Here is a 24,302-nt window from a genome sequence, read left to right on the forward strand (position 1 = left end):
TCAGAGGTCAGAGGTCGACCTTCTCGTTCTCGCCGGCGTCGATGCGCCGGCCGGTGGTCTTGGCCTTGACGAAGCTGAAGGCCGTCGCCAGCCGGCCACCGGGGCTGTCCCAGTACTCGGCCGAATCGCCCTCGACCCGGAGCAGCACCACCGACGGGTCCTCGGGGCCCTGCGGGAACCAGGCTTCGACGCCGCCGTTCCACAGCTCCTTCTTCTTCGCGACGTCCTCGACGACGGAGGCATGGCCGGTCAGCGAGACCCAGGTGCCGCCGGAGCCGACGCCCACGTTGACCTGCGGTGCGGCCTGGATGTGCTGCACCGGGTGCGAGCCCCGCTCGGCGAAGAACCACAGGTCCCCGTCGAACTCGACCTCCTGAAGGGTCATCGGGCGGCTGGTCAGCTTCCCCTCGGGCGTGGTCGTGGTGAGGAAACCGAACCGCTGCCCCTTGATGAGCTCGGCGACCTTGCGGGTGTCCTCTGCGCTCATGACTGCGTCCTCTCGTCGTGCACGGCCCGTTACCCGGATCCGGTGCCCCGGTCCTGCGGGGACCACACGCGCCGCACCCCGCGTCAGCCCAGGCCGGCGGTGAGCGCGACGAGCAGGCGCTCGTAGGAGGTGTCCGGATCGGCCGTCTTCGTGATGCCGGCCAGCTCCAGGGCAACGGCGCCGTGCACCGCCGCCCAGAAGACCGAGGCGATCTCCCTGGGGTCGTCCCGACGCAGGACGCCGGCGTCCATGGCCCGGGACACCTCGGTCACCAGTACGTCGAAGGCCGCGCTCGCGTGCGCCGTCAGGTCGTCGGTGGAGGCGGCCGCACGGTCCGCGGGGCTCACACCGCTCCCGAACATGGCCTCGTAGTGCTGCGGGTGCGCGAGGGCGAAGCGGCGGTAGCTGCGGCCTGACGAGCGCAGCCGCTCGGTGGCGTCGGTGCCGTCGTCGGCGCGGGTGCTCGCGGCCAGGCCGTCGAACCCGCGGACGAGGACCGCCGCGACCAGCCCGTGCTTGCTGCCGAAGCGGTTGTAGACGCCCTGCGGAGCCACGCCCGCCTCGGTGGCGACCGCCCGGACGGTCAGCCCGCGCAGGCCCTCGCGCACGAGGACGCGCTCCGCGGCGTCGATCAGGGCCCCCTCGAGGTCCCGGCTGGGGGTGCGCTGGGTCGGTTCTGCCATGCGGTCATCCTCCCTCTTGCCCAACTGTAGAACGTCGTCCTACAGTTGTGGCACAACGTTCTACTACGGAGGCTCCCATGGATCAGCCGCTCCCCGACCGTCCCCGCCCGTGGCGGGTGCTCGCCGTCCTCTGCCTGTCGGTGCTGCTGGTCAGCGTGGACAACACGATCGTCAACGTCGCGCTCCCGACGCTGGCCGCGGAGCTCTCCGCCGACACCAGCGGGCTCCAGTGGGTGGTCGACGGTTACACGCTGGTCTTCGCCGCGCTGCTGCTGGTGGGCGGCTACCTGGGGGACCGCTACGGCCGGCTGCGCATGCTGCAGCTCGGGCTGGTGCTGTACGGACTCACGTCACTGCTGGCCGCGACGGCCGACACCACGGCCGAGCTCGTGACGGCGCGGGCCCTCATGGGCGCCGGAGCCGCGCTGATCTTCCCGGCGACGCTCGCCCTGCTGATCACGGCCTTCCCCGGGAGCCGCGAGCGGGCCACGGCGATCGGCATCTGGTCGGCGGTCACCGGGCTCTCCGTGGCGATCGGGCCGGTGACCGGTGGCCTGCTGCTCGAGCACTACGCCTGGGGCTCGGTGTTCCTGGTCAAGCTGCCGCTCGTGGTGCTCGCGCTGGTCGCAGGCCGGGCGGTCCTCCGCGAGTCGCGCGAGCGGGTGCCGTCCCGGTTCGACCCGGTCGGCGTGCTGGCCTCCGTGGCCGGGATCGGGCTGCTCGTCTGGACGACCATCGAGGCGCCCAACCACGGCTGGACGTCGGCGACCACCGTGGCCGGCTACGCGGGAGCGGTGCTCGCCCTGGCCGGGTTCGTCGTCTGGGAGCTCCGCCGCCCCGACCCGCTACTGGACGTCCGGCTGTTCACCGACGCACGGGTCTCGGCCGGGAGCGGCGCGATCGCGCTGGCGTTCTTCGCGCTCTTCGGCTTCATCTTCCTGATCACGCAGTACTTCCAGGCGGTGCTGGGTTACGGCCCGCTCGCCGCCGGCCTGAGGACCCTGCCCTTCGCGCTGGTCATCGGCGCCACCGCGCCGCTGGCGATCATGGCGATGCGCGTGTTCGGCACCAAGCTCGTCGTTGCCACCGGACTGCTGGTGATGGCCCTCGGCTTCGTCACGGCGGCCGGCTCGGCCGTGGACTCGGCGTACTGGGGCCGCATCGTCCTCTCCATGGTCCTCATGGCCGCCGGCCTGGGCCTGGTGACGAGCCCGGCCACCGAGGCCGTGATGGGTGCGCTGCGTTCCGACCAGGCGGGAGCCGGATCGGCGGTCAACGACACCGTGCGCGAGGTCGGGGGCACCCTGGGCGTCGCCGTGGTGGGCTCGGTGATGAGCACGGTCTACGCCGGCGCCGTCCAGGACGCACTGGCCGGTGCGCCCGCCGGAGCCCGCGACCTCGCGGCGGACTCGGTCGTCGCCGGACTGGCGGTCGCCACGCAGTCTCCCGATCCGGCCGCGGCGGACGCCGTGCGTCAGGCGTTCGTCGACGGGCTGTCGGCCGGCTCCTGGGTGTGCGCCGGCGCCTGCGTCGTCGGGGCTCTCGCGGTGGCCGCCTGGCTGCCGGCCCGGGCGCGGGCCGAGACCCCCGCGCCGGCCGCCGTCGTCGCCGTCGGGTGAGGCGGGGTCAGCCGGCGTCCAGGTAGCGCCAGGCGCCGTCCTCGCGGACGAACCGGCTGACCTCGTGCTGCTCGCCCCGCTGCCCGCCCGCGATCCGGTGCGCGGTGAACTCGACCGTCCCCTCGGCGGCGAGCAGGCCGCCGCCCTCGGTCCGCAGCACATCGAGCCCCAGCCAGCGGACGTCCGGATCGAGCTCCAGGTCCGGTGGCCGGGTGGTCGGGTGCCACGTGGCCAGGAGGTAGCCGGGGTCGCCGACGACGAAGGCGCTGTACCGCGAGCGCATCAGCTGCTCGGCGGTGGCGGCCGGGGCGTCACCGGCGTGCAGGGGACCGCAGCACCCGTCGTAGGGCAGTCCCGTTCCGCAGGGGCAGCGCCGGGGAGCCATGTCCCGAGTCTGCCCGCCCGGACATGCGCTGTAGTCGGGCGGCCGACCTGCCGATGACATCAGGAGTACGTCGGGTCCGCCGGAGCAGGGAGTTGCAGCGTGGTGAAGGTGCTCGTGGTCGAGGACGAGGACGCGACCCGCCTCATGCTGGAGCGGCGGCTGTCCTGGGCGGGCTACCGGATCCGCGCGGTGTCCTCGGCGGACGAGGCGACGACTCTGCTGGACGGCGCCTTCGAGCCCGATGTCGTCGTCACGGACATGTTCATGCCCGGCGGCAGCGGTCTGGGCCTGGTGAACGCGCTGCGCGAGCTCCCGAGTTCCGCGGAACTACCGGTGATCTTCCTGAGCGGACGGGCACTGCCCGGTGACGTCCTGGCCGGGCGCTCGCTCGGCGCCACCTACCTCGCCAAGCCCTGCACCCTGGCCGATCTCGCCCGGGCGATCGACCAGGCCGCGGGAACGACCACCGACGAGCTGGCGGACGTCGTCCGCCGTCGGCTCGCCGACGTCGCCGGAGTGGAGGAGGAGGCGGAGCGGGCGCTCACCGCCCGTCTCCTGCGCACCTTCGTCGCGAGCGCCCCGATCGGGATGGCCGCCGTCGAACGGGCGCTCGCGGCGGCGGACGCCGTCGCGCTGGAGATGGCCGCGCACCGACTCGCCGGAGGCGCGGCGACGCTCGGCGCGGACGCCCTGGCCGGGGCCTTCCGGTCGCTCGAGGAACGTGCGCGCGACGGGGAGCCCACCGACGTGGACGCCGTCCGGCGGGCCGCCGAGCAGGTGGAGCGGACCTGCCAGGTCTTCACCGAGCTGGCCGAGGAGCTGGAGGAGGACGTCCTCGTCCTCGACGAGCCGCTTCCGGCGGTCTGAGGCCGGTCCACCTCGCATCGGTGCCCGGAGCGCTGCGCCCGGACGCCTAGGCTGCGCGGGTGGCCGAGCTCGCCGGCGCGGTGTGGCCGCGCATCCCCGAGGCTGCGCAGCTGGTCGTCCCGCTCGGTTCCGTGGAGCAGCACGGGCACCACCTGCCGCTGGCCACCGACACCGCCGTCGCGTCCGCGGTGGCGCGGGCCGCCCTGCCGGATCTGGACGGCGCGCTGCTCGCGCCCGCCCTGCCCTACGGGGCCAGCGGGGAGCACGAGGGCTTCCCCGGCACGGTGTCGATCGGCACGGAGGCGCTGACCGCCGTGCTGGTCGAGCTGGGACGCTCGGCGTGCCGGTGGGCGCCGCGCCTGCTGGTGGTCAACGGCCACGGAGGCAACCTGGAGGCGCTGCGGGCGGCGGTGCCGCTGCTGCGCACCGAGGGGCGCGACGTGGCCTGGTTCGCCTGCGGTGTGCCGGGCGGCGACGCGCACGCCGGCCGCACGGAGACGTCACTGATGTTGCACGTGGAACCGGATGAGGTGCGCGAGGCGGACGCGGTGGCGGGGGAGACCGCGCCGGTGCGGGCGCTCCTGCCCCGGCTGCGCGCCGAGGGGGTGCGGGCGGTCAGCCCCACCGGCGTGCTCGGCGATCCCGCGGGCGCCTCAGGGGCCGAGGGGGCGGAGCTGCTGGCTGCGCTGGCGAGGCGGCTGGTCGCGGCGGCGGCGGAGTGGCGGGTGGACCCCACCGGGCGGCTCGGCTGACGAGCCGCCCGGCGGCGTCCTGCTGGTAGGTCAGGTCAGGGCGTCGGCGAACAGCGGGACGGCGTTCTCCAGCGCGTACCGGATGCTCGGCGCCGTGCCGATCGAGAAGGCGTTGGCCAGCGCCTCGTCCTCCAGGACCACCACGCGTCCGTCCTGCACCGACGGCAGGGCCTGCCACAGCGGGTCGGACGTGTACTCGGCGGCGTCGACGTAGATCGGGAAGGCGACGGTGAGCTCGGAGTCCAGCAGCGAGACCTGCTCCTCGCTCACCGGGATGTAGAAGCTGTCGGTCGCCTGGTCCTGGATGGCCGGCTTGTTGACGAAGCCGAGCTCCTCCATGAAGTCGACCCGGGTGTCGCCCTGCACGTAGGCGGTGTAGCCCTCGGCCGTGAAGGCCGCCACGGCCACCTCGGTGCCCTCGAACTCGGGGTGCTCCGCAGCGGCGGCCTCGAAGGCCTCGGTCACCTCGGCGGCGAGCTCGTCGGCCTCGTCGGTCCGGCCTAGCGCCTGGCCGACCAGTTCCAGCTGCTGCTCGTAGGTGGTCTGGAAGGCCCCGACCCCCTCGGGGGCCCCGACCGTCGGGGCGATCTGGCTGAGCAGGTCGTAGCGCTCCTGGGTGCCGTCGGACTTCGTGTCGAGGATGAGGTCCGGCTCCAGCGCGGCGATCGCCTCGAAGCTGGGCTCGCTCGTGTCGATGAGCTCGGGAGCCTCGTCGTAGAGCCCCTCGGACCACGGGCCCACGCCCTCGCCGCCGAAGGCCAGCCAGTCGCTCGCGCCGACGGGCTGCACGCCCAGGGCCAGCGCCGTCTCCGCGTCTCCCCAGCCGAGGGCCACCACGCGGGTGGGCTCCTCCTCGATTACCACGTCGCCGAAGGCGGTGGACACGGTGACGGGGAAGGCGCCCGAGGAGCTGCCGCCGCCGTCGCCACCCGCGTTCGAGGTGGTGTCGTCGTCGGAACCGCAGCCGGTGACGACCAGGGCGGCGGCGGCCAGCAGGGCGGCGCCACGGAGAAGGGGACGGGGGGACATGCGGAGCTCCTTCGGGCGGTCAGGTAAGGCTGACCTAACCACAACGGGCGTCCGCCGAGGCCACCGCCCCGTCCCGGCGGCACCGCCGTCGCGCTCCAGGGGAGACTCCTCCGGTGCACGCATCGGCCCCCGCGGCGCTCCCCACCGCGCCGGCGGACCGGCTCCCCGACGGGTTCGCGGTCCGGCTGGACCCGCGCGTCCGGCGCCGGGACGGCGGGGCGACGCTGCTCGGCGGCTCGCCGTTGCGGCTGCTGCGCCTGGTCCCGCGTGCCCGGGCGCTCCTGACCGGCGACCGGCTCGTCGTCCGGGACGCGACGACGGCCTCGCTCGCCGCGAGCCTGCTCGACGCGGGGCTGGCGCACCCGGATCGCCCGCCCGCCGCCGGTGCGGCCGACGTCACCGTGGTGGTTCCCGTCAAGGACCGGCCGGCCGAGCTCGCCCGGCTGCTCGCGGCCCTGCGCGCCGATCCGGGCACCGAGGGCCTGCCGGTCGTGGTGGTGGACGACGGCTCGTCGTCCCCGGTACGCGCGGCCGACGCCGTCGTCGTCCGCCAGGGGACGTCCCTCGGCCCGGCGGCGGCGCGCAACGCGGGCCTCCGGGAGGCGCGCACCCCGTTCGTCGCCTTCCTGGACTCCGACTGCGTGCCGCGGCCGGGGTGGCTGGCCGTCCTCCGCCCGCACCTGGACGACCCGCGGCTGGCGGTCGTCGCCCCCCGGATCGTCGGCCTGCCCGGCGCGGGCTGGCTGCACGACCACGAGGCGGTCGCGGGCGCACTCGACATGGGCGTGCACCCCGCGCCGGTCCGGCCGCTGTCGGCCGTCTCCTACGTGCCCAGCGCCGCGCTGCTGTGCCGCCGGTCCGCGCTGGGGACGGACGGCTTCGACGAGGCGCTGCGCGTGGCCGAGGACGTCGACCTCGTGTGGCGGCTGTCGGCGGCGGGCTGGCGGGTGCGCCTCGACCCGGCCGCCGAGGTGGCCCACGAGAACCCGACGCGGACGGCGGAGTGGGTCCGCCGGCGCGCCTTCTACGGCACCGGCGCGGCGCTGCTGGCGGAACGGCACGGCTCGCTGGTCTCGCCGCTGGTCGTCGCCCCGGAGCTGGCGGCCGCCGCGGCGCTGGCGGTGGCCGGGGGACGGGCCGGCCGGGCCGTGGCCCTGGGGGTGCTCGCCACCAAGGCCGCCCGGCTGGCCCGTCGGCTGGCCCGGCCGGGGGAGCGGCCGCCGGTGGCGCTGGCCGTCGTCCTGACCGCCCGCAGCAGCGGTGCGGCGGCGCGGGCGCTGGCCCGCGCGACCACGCGCCACCACTGGCCGCTGGCCCTGGCCGCGACCCTGGTCTCCGACCGGGCCCGGCGCTGGCTGCCGGCGCTCGCCCTCGCCGAGGGGCTGCTCGCCTGGCTGCCGCACCGGCACCGGGTCGGACCGGTCCGTCACGTCGCGACGCGACGCCTGGACGACCTCGCCTACGGGGCCGGCCTGTGGGCCGGGGCCGTCCGGGCGCGCTCCGCCCGGGCGCTGCTGCCCACCCGGCCACCCCGCGCGTGACACCGGTGTGAACTCCCGGCGATCTTCCGCCGATCCGGAATGACCGGCGCCCGACCGCGCTTGTCGCCGTTCGTACTGCGGTCCGGCCAGCGTGGGTCCCCGCTCCATCGCGCTTCCCGAAGGACCCCTCCGTGACCACCCTGCACGAACGACCCGCAGCCGTTCCCGCGCCCACGGTGCAGCCGCCCGGCCCGGCCCGCACCGCGCTGGTCCTGGGCGCCTTCGTCGCCATCGGCCCGCTGACCATCGACATGTACCTGCCGGCCCTGCCGACCATCGAGCGGGAGCTCGAGACGACGTCGGCCGCGGTGCAGCTCACGCTCACCGGCACCCTGATCGGCCTGGCGCTGGGGCAGCTCGTCCTGGGCCCGCTGTCGGACGCGCTCGGCCGCAAGCGGCCCCTGCTGGCGGGCACCGCGCTGCACGTGCTGGCGTCCCTGCTGGTGATCGTCGCCCCGAACCTCGCCGTCCTCGGTGCGCTGCGCGTGCTGCAGGGCGTCGGGACCGCGGCCGGCGCGGTCATCGCCATCGCCATCGTGCGGGACCTCTACGACGGGCGGGCCGCCGCGACCATGCTGTCGCGGCTGTTCCTCGTGCTCGGCGCGGCGCCGGTGCTGGCGCCCACGATCGGCGGCGAGATGCTGCGCTACACCTCGTGGCGGGGCATCTTCGCCGTGCTGGCGGTGTACGGCGTCGTGATGATCGCGGTGGGCGCGCGCCTGCTCCCCGAGACCCTGCCCCCGGAGCGCCGCCGGTCGAGCGGGATCGCGGGCACGCTGCGCGGCTACCGGGGGCTGCTGCACGACCGCGCCTACGTGGGGCTGGTGCTCGTCGCCGGGCTGACCATGGCGGGCCTGTTCAGCTACGTGTCGGGGTCGGCCTTCGTCTACCAGGGCGAGTTCGGCCTCGACGAGCAGCAGTTCGGCCTGCTCTTCGGTGCCGGCGCCTTCTGGCTCATCGCCGCGACGCAGCTCAACCCGGTCCTGCTCCGCCGCTGGTCGCCGGCGCAGGTCCTCGTGACCGGCACGGTGGCCGGTGCGGCGGCGGGCGCCGCGCTCGTGGCGCTGGCGCTGACCACCACCGGCGGCCTGTGGGGCGTCGCGCTCAGCCTGTGGGCGGTGCTCTTCGCCTGCGGGCTGGCGCTGCCCAACGCCCCCGCCCTGGCGCTGTCCCGGCACGGCGACGCCGCGGGCACTGCCGCCGCGCTGCTCGGCGCCGTCCAGTTCGGCGTCGGCGCCCTGGTCTCCCCGGTGGTCGGCCTGCTCGGCAACGACGCCGCCGCGATCGGCACGGTCGTGGTGACCGCACTGGGGCTCGCCATCGCCATCCTCGTCCTCGTCGTCCGCCCCTGGCAGCTGGTCGTCGACGACGAGGCCGTGGTGCCGGCCGCATGAGCGCACACCCGGAGCTCTCCCGGAGGCGCACGGCCGCCGCGGTCGTCGCCCTCGCGCTGGGCGGCTTCGCGATCGGCACGACGGAGTTCGTGACCATGGGGCTGCTGCCCGACGTGGCCGAGGGCGTCGACATCGACATCCCCACCGCGGGGCACGTCATCTCCCTCTACGCGCTGGGCGTCGTCGTCGGCGCGCCGGTGATCGCCGCCCTCGGGACGAAGCTCCCGCGGCGCGGCCTGCTGATGGGGCTCATGGTCGCGTTCATCGTCGGCAACGCCCTGACCGCGCTCGCGCCGGGCTACGGGTCGCTGCTGGCCGCCCGATTCGTCGCCGGGCTGCCGCACGGGGCCTACTTCGGCGTCGCGTCGCTGGTGGCCGCCTCCCTCGTGGCGCCGCACCTGCGCGGGCGGGCGGTCAGCTCGGTGATGCTCGGCCTGGCGGTGGCGAACGTGGCCGGTGTGCCGGCGGCGACCTGGCTGGGCCAGCAGCTCGGCTGGCGCAGCGCCTACTGGGCCGTGGTGGTGATCGGCGCCCTGACGATCGCCGCCGTCGCCGCGGTCGTGCCGGCGTCCCCGGGCAACCGCGAGGCGACCGTGCGCACCGAGCTCGGTGCCCTGCGGCGTCCGCAGGTCCTGCTCACCCTCCTGGTGGGCGTCGTCGGGTTCGGCGGCATGTTCGCCGTCTACAGCTACGTCGCGCCGCTGGTCACCGACGTGACCGGCATGTCGCGCGCGTCCATCCCGCTCGTGCTGCTCGCCTTCGGCGCCGGTGGAGTGGCGGGGACGGCGCTCGGCGGGCGGCTGGCCGACCTGGCGCTGTTCCGGTCGCTGGTGGGCGCCAACGTCGCCACCGGCCTGCTGCTCGCCCTGATCCCGCTGGCCGCCCGCACCCCGGTCACGATCGTGGCGGCGATGTTCCTGCTCGGCGCGGGCGCCTCCACGCTGGTGATCTGCCTCCAGATGCGGCTCATGGAGGTCGCCGGCGAGGCGCAGATGCTGGGGGCGGCACTCAACCACTCGGCGCTCAACGCCGCCAACGCCCTGGGCGCGTGGTCCGGGGGCCTGGTCATCGCGGCGGGGCTCGGGTACACCGCGCCGGGCTTGCTGGGGGCGGCGTTCGCCGCGGCCGGGCTGCTCGCCCTGGCCGCCTCGGCCGTCCTGCGCCGGCGCGAGCTGCGCCTTCCGGAGACGCGCCCGGAACACCCGTCCCACCCGGCTCAGGACGCCCGCGGCGCACAGGTGAGGGAGCACGCCGGGCGGTAGCGTCGTGACGCCGCCGGTCCGTACTCGTCCGTCCCACCCGGGGCTCGTGCGGGGCCGGCGGGACGCAGCCCAGGAGGGTCCAGCCGTGCAACTGGAGAACTCGTTCCACGTGCCCCTGCCCGTCGACGAGGCGTGGCGGGTGCTGCTCGACATCGAGCGCACGGCGCCGTGCATGCCGGGAGCGCAGCTCGACTCCGCCGGCGACGACGAGTGCACCGGCTCGATCAAGGTCAAGCTGGGGCCGATCAACCTGACCTACCAGGGCAAGGCCTCGATCAAGCAGAAGGACGACGCCACGCACCGCGCGGTCATCGACGCCCGCGGCAAGGACCAGCGCGGCAACGGGACGGCGGCGGCGGTCATCACCGCGACCCTCGCGGCCGACGGTGACACGACGCGCGTCGACGTGGTCACCGACCTGACCATCACCGGCCGGCCGGCGCAGTTCGGCCGCGGCGTGATGACCGACGTCGGCGACAAGATGCTGGCCCAGTTCGCCGAGAAGCTCGCCGCCCAGCTCGGCGCGCCCGCTGCGTCTCCCGCCCCGACTCCCGCCCCGTCTCCCGCTCCCGTCGCGGCGCCGGGCCCGGCCGCCAAGGCGGCGGCCACGGCCACCGGCGCGGTCGAGGAGATCGCGGCCTCGGTCGAGCAGGTGCCCGGTGACGGCCCCGCCGCGAAGGTCGTGAAGAAGGCGGCCGCCGCCACGAAGAAGGCTGCCGCGAGCGCCACCGAGAAGGTGAGCGAACCCGCCGCCTCGCCCACGAAGAAGTCCGCGCCCGCGAAGAAGACGGCCGCGGCCAAGGCGCCGGAGAAGGCTGCCCCCGCGAAGAAGGCGGCAGCCCCGAAGAGTGCGCCGGCCAAGGCAGCCGGGAAGCCTGCGGCCGCCGAGAAGCCCGCAGCGACCGATAAGCCCGCAGCGACCGAGAAGCCCGCAGCGACCGCAAAGCCTGCGGCGGCGAAGGCTGCTCCCGCGACGATGGCCGCGCCGCCCGGGGCTCCCCTGCCCGCCGAGACCGCCGTCCCCGCGGATGTCGCTCCCGCGTCCGGCGGTGCCCGGCGGCCCAGCGGCCCGCCGAAGGGACCCTCGGCGCCCCCGGCCCGGCCCGCGACGGGAGCCCCGGTCCGCAGCGTCCCGTCGTCCGGCCCCCGCGCCGCGCCCTCCACGCCGTCCGGGGCGCCCACCCCGGTGGGCACGCCTGCGCGCCCGGAGCCGATCGACCTGCTCGAGGTGTCCGCCGGTGGGCCCGGCCGGTACGCGCCCGCCGTCGGCGCCGCGGCCGCGGTCGTCGCGGTGGTCCTGTTCGTCCGCCGCCGCCGGCGTCGCCGCTGAACCCAGCCGACAAGGTGCGCGGACGACCCGCTCCGGAGCCCGGGACGGCGCATCTGCGCACCCTGTCGGGGGCGCAGCGGCTCAGGCGGGCAGGACCTCGGTGAGCCAGGACAGCGCTGCCGCCGCGGCCAGCCCGGGGTTCTTCCTGAGCGAGTGGTCGCCCGGCACGGCGTAGACCGAGGCAAGGCCGTGCCCGGACAGCACCGCGGCGACGTCCTCGGGGCGCCCGAACGCGTCGGTCTCGCCCTGCACGACGACGATCGGCACGCCCACGCCGATCAGCTCCGGTGCGCGGGTCTTCTCGGGCCGCCCCGGCGGGTGCAGCGGGAAGGCCAGGGCCAGGACCCCGGCGGCGCCCTCGACCGCCGACGTCCGGCAGGCCACGCGTGCCCCTGCGCTCCGGCCCCCGAGCACCAGCCGGCCGGGCAGCCGGTCGGTCAGCCGGAGCCGGTCGAGCACCGCGCCCCACGCCTCGTCCAGCCGCGGCGGCGCAGGGGCGATCCGCTTGCCCGCCACGCGCCACGGCTGGTCCACCCGGTGCACCAGCCAGCCGGCGCCGGCCGCCTCCGCGGTCAGCGCCGCCAGGTCCGGCGCCTCGGCGCCGCCACCGGCGCCGTGCCCCAGCACGAGCGTGCCCGCGCTCCCGTCGCCGGTGCTGAGCACGCGGGCGGGCCCGTGCGGGGTCTCGATCAGCTCGCTCATGCGGGCAGCGCCAGCAGCCCCTCGACGGCGCCGGCGAGGTCGCCGGCCTGCACGTGCGGCGCCTCGTAGACCGACGGGTACACCCGCTCGCTGCGCGGGAACCAGGCGCCGGTGAGCCCGGCCCGCTGGGCGCCGAGGACGTCCCATCCGTGCGCGGCCACGAGCGCAAGGCGATCCGGGGCCACGCCGCAGCGGCCCGCCGCCCACAGGTAGACCTCGCGCGCGGGCTTCCAGGCGCGGATCGCCTCGCTGGTCATCGTCGCCTCGACCAGTGGCGTGATCCCGCCGCGCTGGAGGCCGGCCTCGGCCACGCCCGGCGAGCCGTGCGACAGCGTCACCACCCGCACGCCGGCTTCGGTCAGCCGCCGCAGCGCCGGCGCGACGTCCGGGTGCGGCGCGAGCTCCGCGAAGCCGTCGAGCACGTCGGCGCGCTCCTCCGCCGACAGCGGGCTCTCCTGGGCGAGCGCTGCCTCGAAGGCGTCCCGGAAGGAGCACCAGCTGCCCACGACGGTGGCGGCGAAGCCGGTGAGCAGGGTCCGGGCGAAGACGGTGCGGAGCAGCGACTCCGGCTGCCCGTTCGCCACCAGCGCGGCGCGCACCGGCGCCAGGTCCAGCAGCGTCTCGTTGACGTCGAACGCGACGACCGCGGGGCGCCGGCGGGTCATGCCTCGTCGCGCTCGTCGGCCGGCAGGTAGGCACCCGCCGACGGCGGGCGCCTCAGCTGCCCGGTCACCTTCTTGTAGACGAACCAGGCCACCGCGGCCACGACCGCGACGACCAGCGCGTAGTCCAGGTAGTGCAGGTTGTCCCGCACGAAGTCGCCGGCAGCCACCCCGAGCCCGATCAGCACGCTGTTCCAGATGAGGCTGCCCGCGGTCGTGAACAGGAGGAACTGCCCGATCGGCATCCGGACGACGCCGGCGGGCACGGAGATGAAGCTGCGCACGATCGGCACCATGCGGCCGAAGAACACCGCCGACCGCCCGTGCCGCTCGAACCAGGCGAAGGTCTTGTCGACGTCCTCGGTCTCCACGAGGGGGAGCCGGTCGAGGAAGGCGTGCGAGCGGCGCGGGCCCAGCGCGCGGCCCACGTAGTAGAAGAAGATCGCGCCCAGGACCGAGCCCAGGGTGGCGAACAGGACGACCGGGACGACGTTCATCTCGCCGTCGTTGATGAGCACGCCGGCCAGCCCGAGCACCGCCTCGCTCGGGATCGGCGGGATCACCGTCTCGGCCAGGATGGCCAGCCCCACACCCACCGGCCCCAGCGAGTTCACCAGGTCCAGCAGGAATCCGGTGATCCCGCCCTCGTCGGAGGCGGCGGCGGCGAGGAGGTCCATGACTCCACGGTATCGGCCGCTCCCGGTGCGCTGCCGCGACGCGGACGGTCGGCGCGGCTAGCGTCGCCAGGTATGCGCCAGCGCTTCACCGCCCGGGCGGCCGTGGTCGGGGACCGCGCCGGCACCGTCGTCCCCGATGCCGTCGTCGACGTCCTGGACGGGTCGATCGAGTGGATCGGCCCGGCCGCCGACGCTCCGGCGCAGCCCGGTGCCGAGGTGGTCGCGCTGCCCGGCGTCCTCACCCCCGGGCTGGTCAACGCCCACTCGCACGCGCCGATGGTGCTGTTCCGCGGGCAGGGGGAGGGGCTGCCGCTGGACCGCTGGCTGCAGGAGGTCATGTGGCCGCGCGAGGCCCGCCTCACCGCCGAGGACGTCGAGGTCGCGATGACCGCTGCGTCGGCGGAGATGCTGGGCAACGGCATCACCACCAGCGTCGAGATGTACTTCCAGCCGGAGCGGATCGCCGCAGCCGTGGGCGTCACCGGTGCCCGCGCGGTCATCGCCACCCCGCTGCTCCCGCTGCCGGGCATGCCGCCCATGGAGGAGCAGCTGCGCGCCGCCGTGGCGCTGGCCGCCGGAACTCCGGACGACGGCACGGTCGAGTACGGCCTCGGCCCGCACGCCGCCTACACCGTGCCGCTCCCAGTACTGCGCGACGCGTCCGCCGCGGCGCGTGAGCACGGCCTGCTGCTGCACCTGCACGTCGCCGAGACCGCGACCGAGGGAGACGACCTGCTCGCCACCCACGGCCTCTCCGTGCCCTCGCTGCTCGCCGCCCACGACGTCCTGGGCGGGCGCGTGCTGGCCGCGCACTGCGTGCACATGGACGACGGCGACCTCGACCTGTGGCGCGAGTACGACGTCGCCGTGGCGCACTGCCCGGCGAGCAACGCCAAGCTGGCCAGCGGCGTCGCGCGCGTGCGCGACATGCTCGACCGCGGCATCCGGGTGGGCCTGGGCACCGACGGCCCCGCGTCCAACGACTCCCTCGACCTGCTCGCGGACCTGCGCCTGGCCGCCGGCATGGCCCGGCTGCGCGAGCGCTCGGCCACCGCGCTGACCGCGGCCGAGGCCTTCTGGCTGGCCACCGGCGCGGCCGCGGATGCCATCGGCCGCCCCGACCTGGGCGTCCTGGAGGCCGGCCGCCGCGCGGACCTGGTGCACGTGGACACCCGCGACCTCGTGTTCGAGCCCGTCGGGGACGCCGCCGATCTGCTGGCGCACCTGGTCTGGTCGGCCGACGGCCGGCACGTGCGCGACGTCTGGGTGGGCGGCAGCCAGGTGGTGGCGGAGGGCCGGTCCACGCGGGTCGACGCCGACGCCCTGCGTCGGGACGTGGCGCGGCGGGCGGCCCGGCTGGCCGGGCGGTGACCTCGGACCGCGCCCCGCGCGCGGTCGTGGTCGGCGGGGGGATCGGCGGCCTGGCCGCGGCCCGCGGTCTGCAGCTGGCCGGTTGGTCGGTGCTCGTGCTCGAGCGGGCAGCCGCCCTGGAGCCGCTGGGCGCCGGGATCAGCCTGTGGCCCAACGCGGTGCGCGCCCTCCAGGACCTCGGCGTGCACCTCCCGGTCCGAACGGACGACACCGCCACGGGCGGTGGCATGCGCACCCGGCACGGCCGGTGGATGGCGCGGACGCATGCGGAGCGCTTCCCCGACCGCTACGGCGCACCCCTGCTGGCGGTGCACCGGGCCGACCTCCAGGAGGCCCTGCTGGGCGCCCTGGCGCCGGGGACGGTCGTGACCGGCACCCCGGTGCTCGGGATCGACGGCGGCCCGGACTCCGCGCGCGTGCGGCACGGGGCCGGGGAGGAGCGCGCCGAACTGGTCGTGATCGCCGACGGCGTCCGCAGCGCCGCCCGCGCGCTGGTTGCCGGCCCGGGCCCGCGCCCCCGCTACGCCGGCTACACCGCATGGCGTGCCGTCGTGCCCGCCGGCGCGGTGCGCGCCCGGCTCGACGGCGCGACGGAGAGCTGGGGGCGCGGGGAACGGTTCGGGATCGTGCCCCTCGCCGACGGGCGGGTCTACTGGTTCGCGACGGCGAACGCTCCGGAGGGCGAGCATGCCGTGGGCGGTGAGCACGCCGAGGTGCGGCGCCGCTTCTCCGACTGGCATGCGCCCATCCCGGAGGTCGTCCGCGCCACCTGCGCCGGCGACGTGCTGCGCCACGACGTGTACGAGCTGCGTCCGCACCCGCGTTCCTACGTCGGGGGGCGGCTGGTCCTGCTGGGCGACGCGGCCCATGCCATGTCGCCCGACCTGGGGCAGGGCGCCTGCCAGGCGATCGAGGACGCCGCCGCGCTGCGGGTGCTGGTGCCGGTCGGAGGGGATGTCGACGCCGGCCTGGCTGCGTATGACCGCCTCCGCCGTCCCCGCGCCCGGGGGATCGCGCGCCGCTCGGCCCAGGTGGGGCGGCTCGGCCAGCTCGAGGGTCGGGTGACCAGCGGTGCACGGGATCTGGCGGTGCGATGGCTGCCCGACGTCGTCGGTGAGAGGCAGCTCGACGGCGTTCTGCGGTGGCGCCCGCCGCCGGCCGTCGTCCCCGGCGGCGCGGGCTCGCGGGGCTGAGCCCCGCCCGGGCCTCGCCCAGGGAACGAGGCGGAGCAGCGGCACGCTTGTTCAACCGTCGGGTTGACAACATCCGACGACGGTCCTACGGTCTTCCTCAACCGAGAGGTTGAATAGGAGGAACGTGGTGGCGGATCCGCTCTCCCGGGTGTTCTCGGCGCTGGCCGATCCCACCCGGCGGGACATCGTGGCGCGGCTCGCGGTCGGCGACGCCACGGTCAACGAGCTCGCCGCGCCCTACGACGTGACCGTCCAGGCCGTCTCCAAGCACCTCCGGGTGCTGGAGGACGCCGGCCTGGTGAGCCGCAGCCGGGAGGCACAGCGCCGCCCGGTGCACCTCGAGGCCGAGGTGTTCGACCTGATGACGAAATGGATCGAGCGCTACCGGCGCCAGGCCGAGGAGCGCTACCGCCGTCTCGACGACGTCCTGCGTGCGATGCCGGACGCCGACCCCCCGTCCCCGGAAGGACCCACGCCATGACCAGCACCACGCACCACGAGACCCGGATCGTCTCCGACCCCGACGTCCCGCTCGTCCGGATCACCCGCGAGTTCGACGCACCCGCCGAGAAGGTGTTCCGGGCGCACGTCGACCCCGAGCTGTTCGCGCAGTGGACCGGCCCGAAGGGCATGGAGATCCGGATCGACCGGCACGACTGCCGCACCGGCGGCTCCTACCGCTACGTGATGGCGCAGGACGGGGAGGAGTACGCCTTCAACGGTGCCTTCCACGAGGTCCGCGAGAACGAGCTCATCGTGCAGACCTTCGCCTTCGAGGGCATGCCGGACGACGTCGCGCTGGAGCGTCTCGTCCTCGAGGACCTCGGCGACGGGCGCTGCCGGCTCACCTCGACCTCGCTGGTCGACTCGTTCGAGGGCCGCGACGGCTTCGTGGCCAGTGGCATGGAGGTCGGCGTGAACGAGGGCTACGAGAAGCTCGACGAGCTCCTGGCCCGCGCCTGAGCCCCCGCCCACGGCCGAGATCTGCGCACTCGGGGTTCTCGCGGCCCTGCATGCCCCGAGTGGGCAGATCTCGAGGATCAGGCGCGCAGGCTGACCGTCTCGCCGCGCTGCACCGTGCGGAGGCTGCCGGGCAGCCCCCGGCGGCCGACCTCGGCGACGAAGTCCCCGAGCGGGGACTTGAAGCGGTCGTAGTCGTCGAAGTGCACCGGCACGGTGACCGGCGGCTTCAGCAGCTCGACGAGGTCGGCGCCCTGGCGGGCGTCCATCGTCACGGTCAGCCCGAGCGCCTTGGTCCCGCCCAGGTGCGGGATGAGCACGTCGAGCGGGCCGCAGCGCTCCAGCACGTCGCCGAGGAACGGCCGGTAGAGCGTGTCGCCGGAGATGTAGCCGCGCCACGCCACCTCACCGCCCCGGACGAGCTCCAGCACGCTGCCCATCACCGGTGGGAGCACCTTGGCCAGCGGTCCCGGGCCGTGGACACCGGGTACCGACGTGATCCGCAGCTCGTCGTCCCCGGCGGACAGCAGGTGCTGCTGCCAGGGGCGCAGGTCCGACGTCGCCGTGAAGCCCTTGCGCCCGAGCGCCCGCGCGGCAGCCTGGGTGGTCACCACCGGCGTGGCCTTGTCCAGGCTGCGGGTGGCGATGTCGTCCCAGTGGTCGCCGTGCATGTGCGAGAGGAGGACGGCGTCCAGCGACGGCAGCTCGTGGGGCTCGAGTGCGGGGTCGGTCAGCCGCTTCGTCCACAGGCCCTTGCCCAGGTACGCCCGCTGCCCGCGGTGCAGGAAGCTCGGATCGGTGAGGAGGGTGAACCCGCCGATCCGCAGCAGCATCGTCGCGTTGCCGACGAAGGTCATCGTCACGTCGTCCACGGGCTGGGTCATGGAGCGGCCCCTACCCGACCGGCACCCCGCTGACGCAGACTGCTCGCGGACACCCGAACCAGGAGGAGCGCCCGTGGACCAGGTCGACCCGACTGCCCCGCCGAGCGGCACCGGCTGCGCCGACTGCGAGGCCACCGGCGCGTGGTGGCTGCACCTGCGCCGGTGCGCGGCCTGCGGCCACGTGGGCTGCTGCGACTCCTCGCCGAACCAGCACGCCACGGCCCACGCCCGGGGTTCGGGCCACCGGATCGTGCAGAGCTTCGAGCCGGGGGAGGACTGGTTCTGGGACTACGGCGCGGAGGAGTTCGCCGAGGGCCCCGAGCTGGCGGCGCCGCATGCGCACCCGGCGGGGCAGCCCGTGCCCGGACCGGCCGGACGGGTGCCGGCCGACTGGATGAGGCACCTGCACTGAGAGAATCGTCGTCCATGGGGGCGTCGACGTGGAGGTAGTCGCCGAGCTCGTCGCCCTGGTGGTCGTGGTGGGCCTGGTCGCCGCGCTCTGTGACCGGTTCGGGTATCCGACGCCGCTGGTCCTGCTGGTCGTCGGCGCGGCGGCGTCGTTCCTGCCGCACGCGCCGGAGATCCGCCTGGACCCCGACCTCGTCCTGCACGCGCTGCTGCCGCCGCTGCTCTACGCGACCGCGGTGCGTACGTCGTTGTTCGACTTCCGGCACAACAAGACCAGCATCGTGTCGCTGTCGGTCGTCCTCATCGTGTTCACCACCGGCGTCGTCGGCTGGGTCACCTGGCTGGTGCTGCCGGGAGTGGCCGTCGCCGCGGCGCTGGCGCTGGGCGCCGTCGTCGCGCCGCCGGACGCGGTGGCCGCGGCCGCCCTCGGGCGCCGGCTCGGCCTGCCGCGCAAGGTGGCGACGCTGCTGGAGCAGGAGAGCCTCGTCAACGACGCCGCGGCGCTCATCGCGCTGACGGTCGCCGTCTCGGCGCTCACGTCCTCCCCCTCGGCGCCGGAGGTGGCCGGGGACTTCCTCTGGGCCGTCGTGGGCGCGGTGCTGATCGGCGGGGCCGTCGCGGCGCTGCTGGCGATGGTGCGGGCCCGGCTGCGCGACCCGGTGCTCGACACCCTGATCTCCTTCGTCGCCCCCTACCTGGCCTTCCTCCCGGCCGAGGAGGTGCACGCCTCCGGCGTCCTGGCCACCGTCGTCACCGGCCTGGCGCTGGCCCACCTCTCGCCGCGGGTGCAGACGGCGTCGGCGCGGGTCACCGAGGCGATCACCTGGCGCACGGTCGCCTTCGTGCTGGAGAACGCCGTCTTCCTGGTGATCGGCCTGCAGCTGCCCGGCCTGCTCTCCGACGCCGGCGACAGCGACCTGGGCGCCGGCCGCATCGTCGCCGTCTGCGCGGCCGTGTTCGCGGCCACCGTCGTGGCCCGCTTCGTGTTCATCTTCGGGCTAGCCGGGATCCTGTCGGCGGGGACGCCCCGGATGCGGCGCCAGGCGTGGAGCCCCGGGATCGCCGGCCTCGTCTCCTGGGCGGGCATGCGCGGGGTGGTGACCCTGGCGGCGGCCCAGCTGCTGCCCGAGGACCTGCCCGACCGGGAGGTGCTGCTCCTCGCCGCCTTCACCGTGGTGGTCGGCAGCCTGCTGGTGCAGGGCTCGACGCTGCCCTGGCTGGTGCGGCGCGTGGGCCTGCCCGGGCCCGACCCGGCCGAGGACGCGCTGCGCGCCGCCGAGCTGGGGGACGCCGCCAGCGCCGCCGGGCTGCGCCGCCTGGACGAGCTGACCACCGGACACGAACCCGTGGACGTGATCAAGCGGCTGCGGGACCGGTCCGTGGCCCGCTCGCACGCAGCGTGGGAGCGCCTCGGCCGGCCGCTCGAGGACAAGGAGACGCCGTCGAACACCTACGCCCGGCTGCGGATGGACATGCTCGCCGCCGAGCGCGAGGTCGTCATCCGGGCCCGGGACGACGGCACGGCGCCGGGGGAGGTCCTGACGGCGGCCCTCGCGGCGATCGACGTCGAGGAGTCCCTGCTGGACCGGCAGGAGGAGCTGGAGTCCCTGGCCCGGGACCGTGCGCTCGCGCCGGCACCGCGCGGATCCCGCTGCGAGCACCTGGAGACCGCGCCGGTGAGCGAGCCGCACCCCGCGTCGGCGTGCGAGGACTGCCTGGTCGAGGGGACGACGTGGGTGCACCTGCGCACCTGCCTCAGCTGCGGGCACGTCGGGTGCTGCGACTCCTCGCCGCGGCGGCACTCCCGCGCCCACTTCGGCGCCGAGGGCCACCCGGTGGTGGTCAGCGCGGAGCCCGGCGAGGCGTGGCGCTGGTGCTGGGTGGACGAGGAACTCGGCTGAGCGGCTTGCCGCCGGCTGGTAGACACGGCACCGTGCCTCAGACCCGATCGGTCGACGAGTCCTTCCTCGCGCTCCCCCTGTCGGCGCTCACCGACGCCGCCCTCACCCGGGCACTGGACCTCGGCTGCTCGCACGCCGACATCCGCGTCGAGCGCATCCGCACGCAGACGATCAGCCTGCGCGACGCCCGGCCGGAGGCGGTGACCGACGGCGAGGACCTCGGGCTGGCCGTCCGGGTCGTGCACGAGGGCACCTGGGGGTTCGCCGCCGGCGTCGTCCTCACCGCCGCGGAGGCCGTCCGGCTGGCCGAGGAGGCCGTCGCCGTGGCAACCGTGTCCGCGGCCATCAACAGCGACCGCGTGGAGCTGGCCCCCGAGCCGGTGTACCGCGACGCCACGTGGGTCTCCGAGTACGAGATCGACCCGTTCGCGCTGCCCGACGCCGAGAAGACGGCGCTGCTCACCGAGTTCTCCGAGCGTCTCCTGGCCGCCGACGGCGTCGAGCACGTGCAGAGCAGCTGCATGCACGTGAAGGAGCAGAAGTACTACGCCGACACGGCCGGCACCCGCACCCGCCAGCAGCGCGTGCGCATCCACCCCGAGTTCACCGCGCTCACGGTCGACCGCGCCACCGGGTCGTTCGAGAGCATGCGCACGCTGGGCCCGCCGGCCGGACGCGGCTGGGAGTACCTCACCGGGAGCAGCTGGAACTGGGGCCAGGAGCTGGCCGAGATCCCGGAGCTGCTGCGCGAGAAGACCAAGGCGCCGTCGGTCGAGGCGGGCCGCTACGACCTGGTCATCGACCCCTCGAACCTCTGGCTGACCATCCACGAGTCCATCGGGCACGCCACCGAGCTGGACCGGGCGCTGGGCTACGAGGCCGCCTACGCCGGGACGTCGTTCGCCACCGTCGACAAGCTCGGCACGCTGCAGTACGGCTCGCCGCTGCTCCAGGTCACCGGTGACCGCACCACGCCCCACGGCCTGTCCACGGTCGGCTGGGACGACGAGGGCGTGGCCGGGCAGGAGTGGGACATCGTGAAGGACGGCGTGCTCGTCGGCTACCAGGTCGACCGGAACATGGCCCGGCTGCGCGATTTGCCCCGCTCCAACGGCTGCGCCTTCGCCGACTCCCCGGGCCACGTGCCGGTGCAGCGGATGGCCAACGTGTCGCTGCGCCCCGCACCCGACGGGCCGTCGACCGACGAGATCATCGGCGGGGTCGAACGCGGCATCTACGTCGTCGGCGACAAGAGCTGGTCGATCGACATGCAGCGCTACAACTTCCAGTTCACCGGGCAGCGGTTCTACCGGATCGAGGACGGCCGGCTGGCGGGCCAGCTCCGCGACGTCGCCTACCAGGCCACGACCACCGACTTCTGGGGCTCGATGTCGGTCGTCGGGGGTCCGCAGACCTACGTCCTGGGCGGCGCCTTCAACTGCGGCAAGGCCCAACCCGGGCAGGCGGCGCCGGTGAGCCACGGCTGCCCGACCGCCCGCTTCGACCAGGTGTCGGTGCTCAACACGGTGCAGGAGGCCGGCCGATGACGAGAACGACGGTCGAGCGAGCATCGCAGGGAGCGCCAGCGACCGAGGAGCGGAACGAGACCGGAGTCGAGCAGTGAAGCAGACCCACCTCCCCGCCCAGCAGCTCGTCGAGCAGGCCCTCGCGGCCTCGACCGCCGACGCGCAGATCACCTACGTCACCGAGCACTCGGAGGCCAACCTGCGGTGGGCGGGCAACAGCCTGACCACCAACGGCGCCATGCGCTCGCGCTCCGTCGTCGTCATCTCCTTCGTCGACGGCGGGGCCGGCATGGCCTCGGGCACGGTCTCCCGCACCGGGACGCCGGACGTCGCCGAACTGGTCGCCGCGAGCGAGCGGGCCGCCCGCGACGCCGGTCCGGCCGAGGACGCCGTCCCGCTGGTGTCCGAGGCGCCGCCGGGCGCCGGCGACTGGTCGGCCGACCCCGCGGAGACCTCGATCGGGGTGTTCGGGGAGTTCGCCCCGGCCCTCGGTCAGGCGTTCGGCGAGGCCCGTGACCGCGGTGAGCTGCTGTTCGGCTTCGCCGAGCACTCGATGAGCACCACCTACCTGGGCACGTCCACCGGCCTGCGGCTCCGCACCGACCAGCCCACCGGCCGGGTCGAGCTCAACGGCAAGAGCCCCGACTTCGCCCGCTCGGTGTGGTCGGGCACCAGCACGCGCGACTTCCGTGACGTGTCGGTGGCCGCGCTGGCCGCCGAGGTGGAGCAGAAGATGCGCTGGTCGCAGCGCCGCGTCGACCTCCCGGCCGGACGCTACGAGACGCTGCTGCCGCCCTCGGCGGTCAGCGACCTGATGATCTACCTCTACTGGACGATGGAGGCCCGGGACGCCGACGAGGGCCGCAACGTCTTCGCCCGGAAGGGCGGGGGCAACCGCATCGGCGACCGGCTGGCCGAGCTCCCGCTCACGCTCCGCAGCGACCCCGCGGCCCCCGGGCTGGAGACCGCGCCCTTCCAGGTGGTGCCGGCCTCGTCCGGCGCGGCCTCGGTGTTCGACAACGGCCTTGCGGCCCCGGCGATCGACTGGATCACCGACGGCGTGCTGACCAACCTGGTGCGGCCCCGGGCCTGGGCGCTGAAGCAGACCGCGCCGGCGACCGTCGCCGTCGACAACCTGATCCTCGAGGACCGGTCCGCGACGGTGCAGCCGGCCGACATGATGGCTGCCACCGAGCGCGGGCTGCTGCTCACCACGCTCTGGTACATCCGCGAGGTGGACCCGCAGACGCTGCTGCTGACGGGGCTCACCCGGGACGGCGTCTTCCTCGTGGAGGACGGCGAGGTCACCGGCGCGGTGAACAACTTCCGGTTCAACGAGTCGCCGGTCGACCTGCTCGGGCGGGCGGTGCAGGCCAGCCGCACCGAGCGGACGCTGCCGCGGGAGTGGAACGACTGGTTCACCCGCGCCGCCATGCCGATGCTGCGGGTGCCGGACTTCAACATGAGCTCGGTCTCGCCCGCGAGCTGACCCCTCGGCGCACACCGGCGGACCCGTCCGTCACACCCGTCACGGCATCGGCGTCGAGCGGTGCATTTCCGCCAATCGAGCGGCGTGACCCCTGGGGACTAATGACGGCGACGCTTCGTGGTGGCCGGCTTACCGTGGGTGCTGAAAGTCGGAGCAACTCAGGGCTTTACCGCAGCGACGAAGCTGCCGAAACCTCCAGTAGCTCATTTTCTTCAACCGAGCACGGGCCCCGGTCTCCGGAACGGGCTGTCGAGGGGAGGACTCCCATGAGCAGGAGTCACAAGCCGTCCGTCTTCCAGGTCGGCAAGGTCCGGGACGACGGGCACACCGTCGTCATCTCCGGCTGGGGGCTGGGCCTCTGCGCGGCGGCGTGCTCGTGCCACCGGCACCCGTCCGCCGGCAACCTCGCCATCGAGGAGGACCAGGCCGGTGGCCGCCTCGGCCTCGTCAGCTTCGCCGACGGTGGCTGCGACTGCTGCGAGGCGTGGACCGCCGACGAGCTGTCCGCGATCCTCCGCGACTTCCAGACCGTCGCCGGGCTCCAGGTCCAGGAGCCGCTCGCCGGCTGATCGAAGGACCCCCTCGCCCCCCAGCCCTCGCTCCGCTCGGGCCGGGACCCTGCGAGAGGGCCGTTCCAGTACCTCACCGTCGGGGTAGTGGCCGTCCCATGCTGGGACGAGCCGCGCTGCGCGGAGCCTGCGCCGGTCTGGCCGGCGTCGCCGTGATGACCCTGTTCGAGAAGGTCGAGCAGTCGGTCACGTCGCGGCCGGACTCCTACGTGCCCGCCCGCACGCTGACCGCGCTCACGACCGGGCGGCGGCTGCCGGGCTCCGCCCGGCCCCCGCTGCGCAACCACCTCATGCACTGGGGAACCGGCGCGGCGGTCGGCGCCCTGCGCGGGATCTGGTCCGCCGCCGGCCTGCGCGGCTGGCGCGCGTCGGCCTGGCACACCTCCGTACGGCTGGCCACCGACCAGACCCTCGAGAACGCGACCGGCGTCGGGGCGCCGCCGTGGACCTGGTCCCGCCGGGACCAGGTCGTCGACGTCGGGCACAAGGCCGTCTACTCGTTCGTCACCGGCGCGGTCTCCGACCTCCTGGTGCCGCTCGCCCCCGACCGGGGCCCCGACGGGACCGCCCGGGGAGCCCGCCGGGGCAGGTGAGGCTCGTGTGACGAACGG

25 protein-coding genes are annotated in these 24,302 nt (G+C 75.0%); 17 read left to right on the forward strand and 8 right to left on the reverse strand.

From position 1 onward, the window contains the following. Window positions 1–7 precede the first annotated feature (7 nt). A complete protein-coding gene (locus BLS70_RS13395; protein WP_091768731.1) occupies window positions 8–487 on the reverse strand; it encodes a pyridoxamine 5'-phosphate oxidase family protein in 480 nt (159 codons plus the stop codon). Between the two features lie 83 nt (window positions 488–570). Continuing rightward, window positions 571–1,170, reverse strand: a complete 600-nt coding sequence (locus tag BLS70_RS13400) for a TetR/AcrR family transcriptional regulator (RefSeq protein WP_091768733.1) — start codon at window positions 1,168–1,170, stop codon at window positions 571–573. Between the two features lie 77 nt (window positions 1,171–1,247). Here BLS70_RS13400 and BLS70_RS13405 point away from each other — a divergent pair, with 77 nt between their 5' ends. Continuing rightward, window positions 1,248–2,789, forward strand: a complete 1,542-nt coding sequence (locus BLS70_RS13405) for a DHA2 family efflux MFS transporter permease subunit (protein ID WP_091768735.1) — start codon at window positions 1,248–1,250, stop codon at window positions 2,787–2,789. 7 nt (window positions 2,790–2,796) lie between these two features. Here BLS70_RS13405 and BLS70_RS13410 read toward each other — a convergent pair whose 3' ends face one another. Further along, window positions 2,797–3,174 carry a YchJ family protein gene (locus BLS70_RS13410; RefSeq protein ID WP_091768737.1) on the reverse strand — a complete coding sequence of 126 codons (378 nt, stop codon included), beginning with the start codon at window positions 3,172–3,174 and terminating at the stop codon, window positions 2,797–2,799. A gap of 99 nt (window positions 3,175–3,273) precedes the next feature. Here BLS70_RS13410 and BLS70_RS13415 point away from each other — a divergent pair, with 99 nt between their 5' ends. Beyond that, entirely contained in the window at window positions 3,274–4,041 is a 768-nt protein-coding gene (locus tag BLS70_RS13415) for a response regulator (protein ID WP_091768739.1), read from the forward strand. 59 nt (window positions 4,042–4,100) lie between these two features. Next, window positions 4,101–4,793, forward strand: coding sequence for a mycofactocin biosynthesis peptidyl-dipeptidase MftE (mftE, locus tag BLS70_RS13420; protein WP_091768741.1), 693 nt, complete (start codon window positions 4,101–4,103; stop codon window positions 4,791–4,793). A gap of 30 nt (window positions 4,794–4,823) precedes the next feature. On the opposite strand, the gene BLS70_RS13425 is transcribed toward mftE, so the two are convergent. Beyond that, the gene (locus BLS70_RS13425) at window positions 4,824–5,822 is read right to left on the reverse strand and encodes an iron-siderophore ABC transporter substrate-binding protein (protein WP_091768743.1); all 999 of its coding nucleotides are present in this window, start codon (window positions 5,820–5,822) and stop codon (window positions 4,824–4,826) included. 113 nt (window positions 5,823–5,935) lie between these two features. On the opposite strand from BLS70_RS13425, the gene mftF reads away from it, so the two are divergent. The 4 genes from mftF to BLS70_RS13445 all read left to right on the forward strand — a co-directional run bounded on the left by mftF (window position 5,936) and on the right by BLS70_RS13445 (window position 11,349). Next, window positions 5,936–7,363, forward strand: coding sequence for a mycofactocin biosynthesis glycosyltransferase MftF (gene mftF, locus BLS70_RS13430; protein ID WP_091768745.1), 1,428 nt, complete (start codon window positions 5,936–5,938; stop codon window positions 7,361–7,363). Window positions 7,364–7,494: 131 nt separating this feature from the next. Beyond that, window positions 7,495–8,757, forward strand: coding sequence for a multidrug effflux MFS transporter (locus BLS70_RS13435; protein ID WP_091768748.1), 1,263 nt, complete (start codon window positions 7,495–7,497; stop codon window positions 8,755–8,757). Further along, the gene (locus BLS70_RS13440; protein WP_091768751.1) at window positions 8,754–10,019 is read left to right on the forward strand and encodes an MFS transporter; all 1,266 of its coding nucleotides are present in this window, start codon (window positions 8,754–8,756) and stop codon (window positions 10,017–10,019) included. Before BLS70_RS13435 ends, BLS70_RS13440 begins: the two co-directional genes overlap by 4 nt. Before the next feature lie 85 nt (window positions 10,020–10,104). Continuing rightward, window positions 10,105–11,349, forward strand: a complete 1,245-nt coding sequence (locus BLS70_RS13445) for an SRPBCC family protein (RefSeq protein WP_091768754.1) — start codon at window positions 10,105–10,107, stop codon at window positions 11,347–11,349. An 81-nt stretch (window positions 11,350–11,430) separates the two neighbouring features. Here BLS70_RS13445 and BLS70_RS13450 read toward each other — a convergent pair whose 3' ends face one another. Genes BLS70_RS13450 through BLS70_RS13460 form a run of 3 tightly spaced genes read right to left on the reverse strand, consistent with a single transcriptional unit; the run spans window position 11,431 to window position 13,390 of the window. Next, window positions 11,431–12,051: an alpha/beta hydrolase family protein gene (locus BLS70_RS13450; RefSeq protein WP_091768757.1), complete on the reverse strand. Its 621-nt coding sequence runs from the start codon at window positions 12,049–12,051 to the stop codon at window positions 11,431–11,433. Further along, window positions 12,048–12,716, reverse strand: coding sequence for an HAD-IA family hydrolase (locus BLS70_RS13455; RefSeq protein WP_091768760.1), 669 nt, complete (start codon window positions 12,714–12,716; stop codon window positions 12,048–12,050). The genes BLS70_RS13450 and BLS70_RS13455 overlap by 4 nt, the downstream gene beginning before the upstream one ends. Beyond that, a complete protein-coding gene (locus tag BLS70_RS13460) occupies window positions 12,713–13,390 on the reverse strand; it encodes a DedA family protein (protein WP_091768763.1) in 678 nt (225 codons plus the stop codon). Before BLS70_RS13460 ends, BLS70_RS13455 begins: the two co-directional genes overlap by 4 nt. Before the next feature lie 72 nt (window positions 13,391–13,462). Between BLS70_RS13460 and BLS70_RS13465 the strand changes: the two genes are divergently transcribed. The 4 genes from BLS70_RS13465 (at window position 13,463) to BLS70_RS13480 (ending at window position 16,917) form a co-directional block, all read left to right on the forward strand. Next, on the forward strand, window positions 13,463–14,761 hold the full coding sequence (locus BLS70_RS13465; RefSeq protein ID WP_091768766.1) for an amidohydrolase family protein: 1,299 nt from the start codon (window positions 13,463–13,465) through the stop codon (window positions 14,759–14,761). Beyond that, window positions 14,758–15,954 carry an FAD-dependent monooxygenase gene (locus tag BLS70_RS13470; protein WP_091768769.1) on the forward strand — a complete coding sequence of 399 codons (1,197 nt, stop codon included), beginning with the start codon at window positions 14,758–14,760 and terminating at the stop codon, window positions 15,952–15,954. Before BLS70_RS13465 ends, BLS70_RS13470 begins: the two co-directional genes overlap by 4 nt. A 127-nt stretch (window positions 15,955–16,081) precedes the next feature. After that, window positions 16,082–16,435, forward strand: a complete 354-nt coding sequence (locus tag BLS70_RS13475) for an ArsR/SmtB family transcription factor (RefSeq protein WP_091768772.1) — start codon at window positions 16,082–16,084, stop codon at window positions 16,433–16,435. Then, the gene (locus BLS70_RS13480; RefSeq protein WP_091768775.1) at window positions 16,432–16,917 is read left to right on the forward strand and encodes an SRPBCC family protein; all 486 of its coding nucleotides are present in this window, start codon (window positions 16,432–16,434) and stop codon (window positions 16,915–16,917) included. Before BLS70_RS13475 ends, BLS70_RS13480 begins: the two co-directional genes overlap by 4 nt. 77 nt (window positions 16,918–16,994) lie before the next feature. Here the strand turns inward: BLS70_RS13480 and BLS70_RS13485 are convergent, their stop codons facing one another. Continuing rightward, on the reverse strand, window positions 16,995–17,798 hold the full coding sequence (locus BLS70_RS13485) for an MBL fold metallo-hydrolase (RefSeq protein ID WP_091768777.1): 804 nt from the start codon (window positions 17,796–17,798) through the stop codon (window positions 16,995–16,997). Between the two features lie 73 nt (window positions 17,799–17,871). Between BLS70_RS13485 and BLS70_RS13490 the strand changes: the two genes are divergently transcribed. From BLS70_RS13490 to BLS70_RS13515, 6 genes are all read left to right on the forward strand, one after another. After that, the gene (locus tag BLS70_RS13490) at window positions 17,872–18,210 is read left to right on the forward strand and encodes a UBP-type zinc finger domain-containing protein (RefSeq protein WP_218122413.1); all 339 of its coding nucleotides are present in this window, start codon (window positions 17,872–17,874) and stop codon (window positions 18,208–18,210) included. A gap of 28 nt (window positions 18,211–18,238) precedes the next feature. Continuing rightward, complete coding sequence (locus BLS70_RS13495) at window positions 18,239–20,107, forward strand: cation:proton antiporter domain-containing protein (protein ID WP_091768783.1); 1,869 nt, start codon at window positions 18,239–18,241, stop codon at window positions 20,105–20,107. 32 nt (window positions 20,108–20,139) lie between these two features. After that, a complete protein-coding gene (locus BLS70_RS13500; protein WP_091768786.1) occupies window positions 20,140–21,654 on the forward strand; it encodes a TldD/PmbA family protein in 1,515 nt (504 codons plus the stop codon). 73 nt (window positions 21,655–21,727) lie between these two features. Next, on the forward strand, window positions 21,728–23,122 hold the full coding sequence (locus tag BLS70_RS13505; RefSeq protein ID WP_091768789.1) for a metallopeptidase TldD-related protein: 1,395 nt from the start codon (window positions 21,728–21,730) through the stop codon (window positions 23,120–23,122). Window positions 23,123–23,388: 266 nt separating this feature from the next. Next, window positions 23,389–23,691 (forward strand): hypothetical protein, encoded by a 303-nt coding sequence (locus BLS70_RS13510; protein ID WP_091768792.1) that lies wholly within the window; start codon window positions 23,389–23,391, stop codon window positions 23,689–23,691. A gap of 98 nt (window positions 23,692–23,789) precedes the next feature. After that, window positions 23,790–24,284 carry a hypothetical protein gene (locus BLS70_RS13515; protein ID WP_091768795.1) on the forward strand — a complete coding sequence of 165 codons (495 nt, stop codon included), beginning with the start codon at window positions 23,790–23,792 and terminating at the stop codon, window positions 24,282–24,284. Window positions 24,285–24,302: the final 18 nt, after the last annotated feature.

It is taken from the genome of Blastococcus aurantiacus (assembly GCF_900102425.1).
Lineage (GTDB): Bacteria > Actinomycetota > Actinomycetes > Mycobacteriales > Geodermatophilaceae > Blastococcus > Blastococcus aurantiacus.

Bases quoted from the DNA above. Each gene is read 5' to 3' on its own strand.
- BLS70_RS13395 (WP_091768731.1), bottom strand. From the start codon at position 487: ATGAGCGCAGAGGACACCCGCAAGGTCGCCGAGCTCATCAAGGGGCAG.
- BLS70_RS13400 (WP_091768733.1), bottom strand. From the start codon at position 1,170: ATGGCAGAACCGACCCAGCGCACCCCCAGCCGGGACCTCGAGGGGGCC.
- BLS70_RS13405 (WP_091768735.1), top strand. From the start codon at position 1,248: ATGGATCAGCCGCTCCCCGACCGTCCCCGCCCGTGGCGGGTGCTCGCC.
- BLS70_RS13410 (WP_091768737.1), bottom strand. From the start codon at position 3,174: ATGGCTCCCCGGCGCTGCCCCTGCGGAACGGGACTGCCCTACGACGGG.
- BLS70_RS13425 (WP_091768743.1), bottom strand. From the start codon at position 5,822: ATGTCCCCCCGTCCCCTTCTCCGTGGCGCCGCCCTGCTGGCCGCCGCC.
- BLS70_RS13440 (WP_091768751.1), top strand. From the start codon at position 8,754: ATGAGCGCACACCCGGAGCTCTCCCGGAGGCGCACGGCCGCCGCGGTC.
- BLS70_RS13450 (WP_091768757.1), bottom strand. From the start codon at position 12,051: ATGAGCGAGCTGATCGAGACCCCGCACGGGCCCGCCCGCGTGCTCAGC.
- BLS70_RS13455 (WP_091768760.1), bottom strand. From the start codon at position 12,716: ATGACCCGCCGGCGCCCCGCGGTCGTCGCGTTCGACGTCAACGAGACG.
- BLS70_RS13460 (WP_091768763.1), bottom strand. From the start codon at position 13,390: ATGGACCTCCTCGCCGCCGCCGCCTCCGACGAGGGCGGGATCACCGGA.
- BLS70_RS13465 (WP_091768766.1), top strand. From the start codon at position 13,463: ATGCGCCAGCGCTTCACCGCCCGGGCGGCCGTGGTCGGGGACCGCGCC.
- BLS70_RS13480 (WP_091768775.1), top strand. From the start codon at position 16,432: ATGACCAGCACCACGCACCACGAGACCCGGATCGTCTCCGACCCCGAC.
- BLS70_RS13485 (WP_091768777.1), bottom strand. From the start codon at position 17,798: ATGACCCAGCCCGTGGACGACGTGACGATGACCTTCGTCGGCAACGCG.
- BLS70_RS13510 (WP_091768792.1), top strand. From the start codon at position 23,389: ATGAGCAGGAGTCACAAGCCGTCCGTCTTCCAGGTCGGCAAGGTCCGG.
- BLS70_RS13515 (WP_091768795.1), top strand. From the start codon at position 23,790: ATGCTGGGACGAGCCGCGCTGCGCGGAGCCTGCGCCGGTCTGGCCGGC.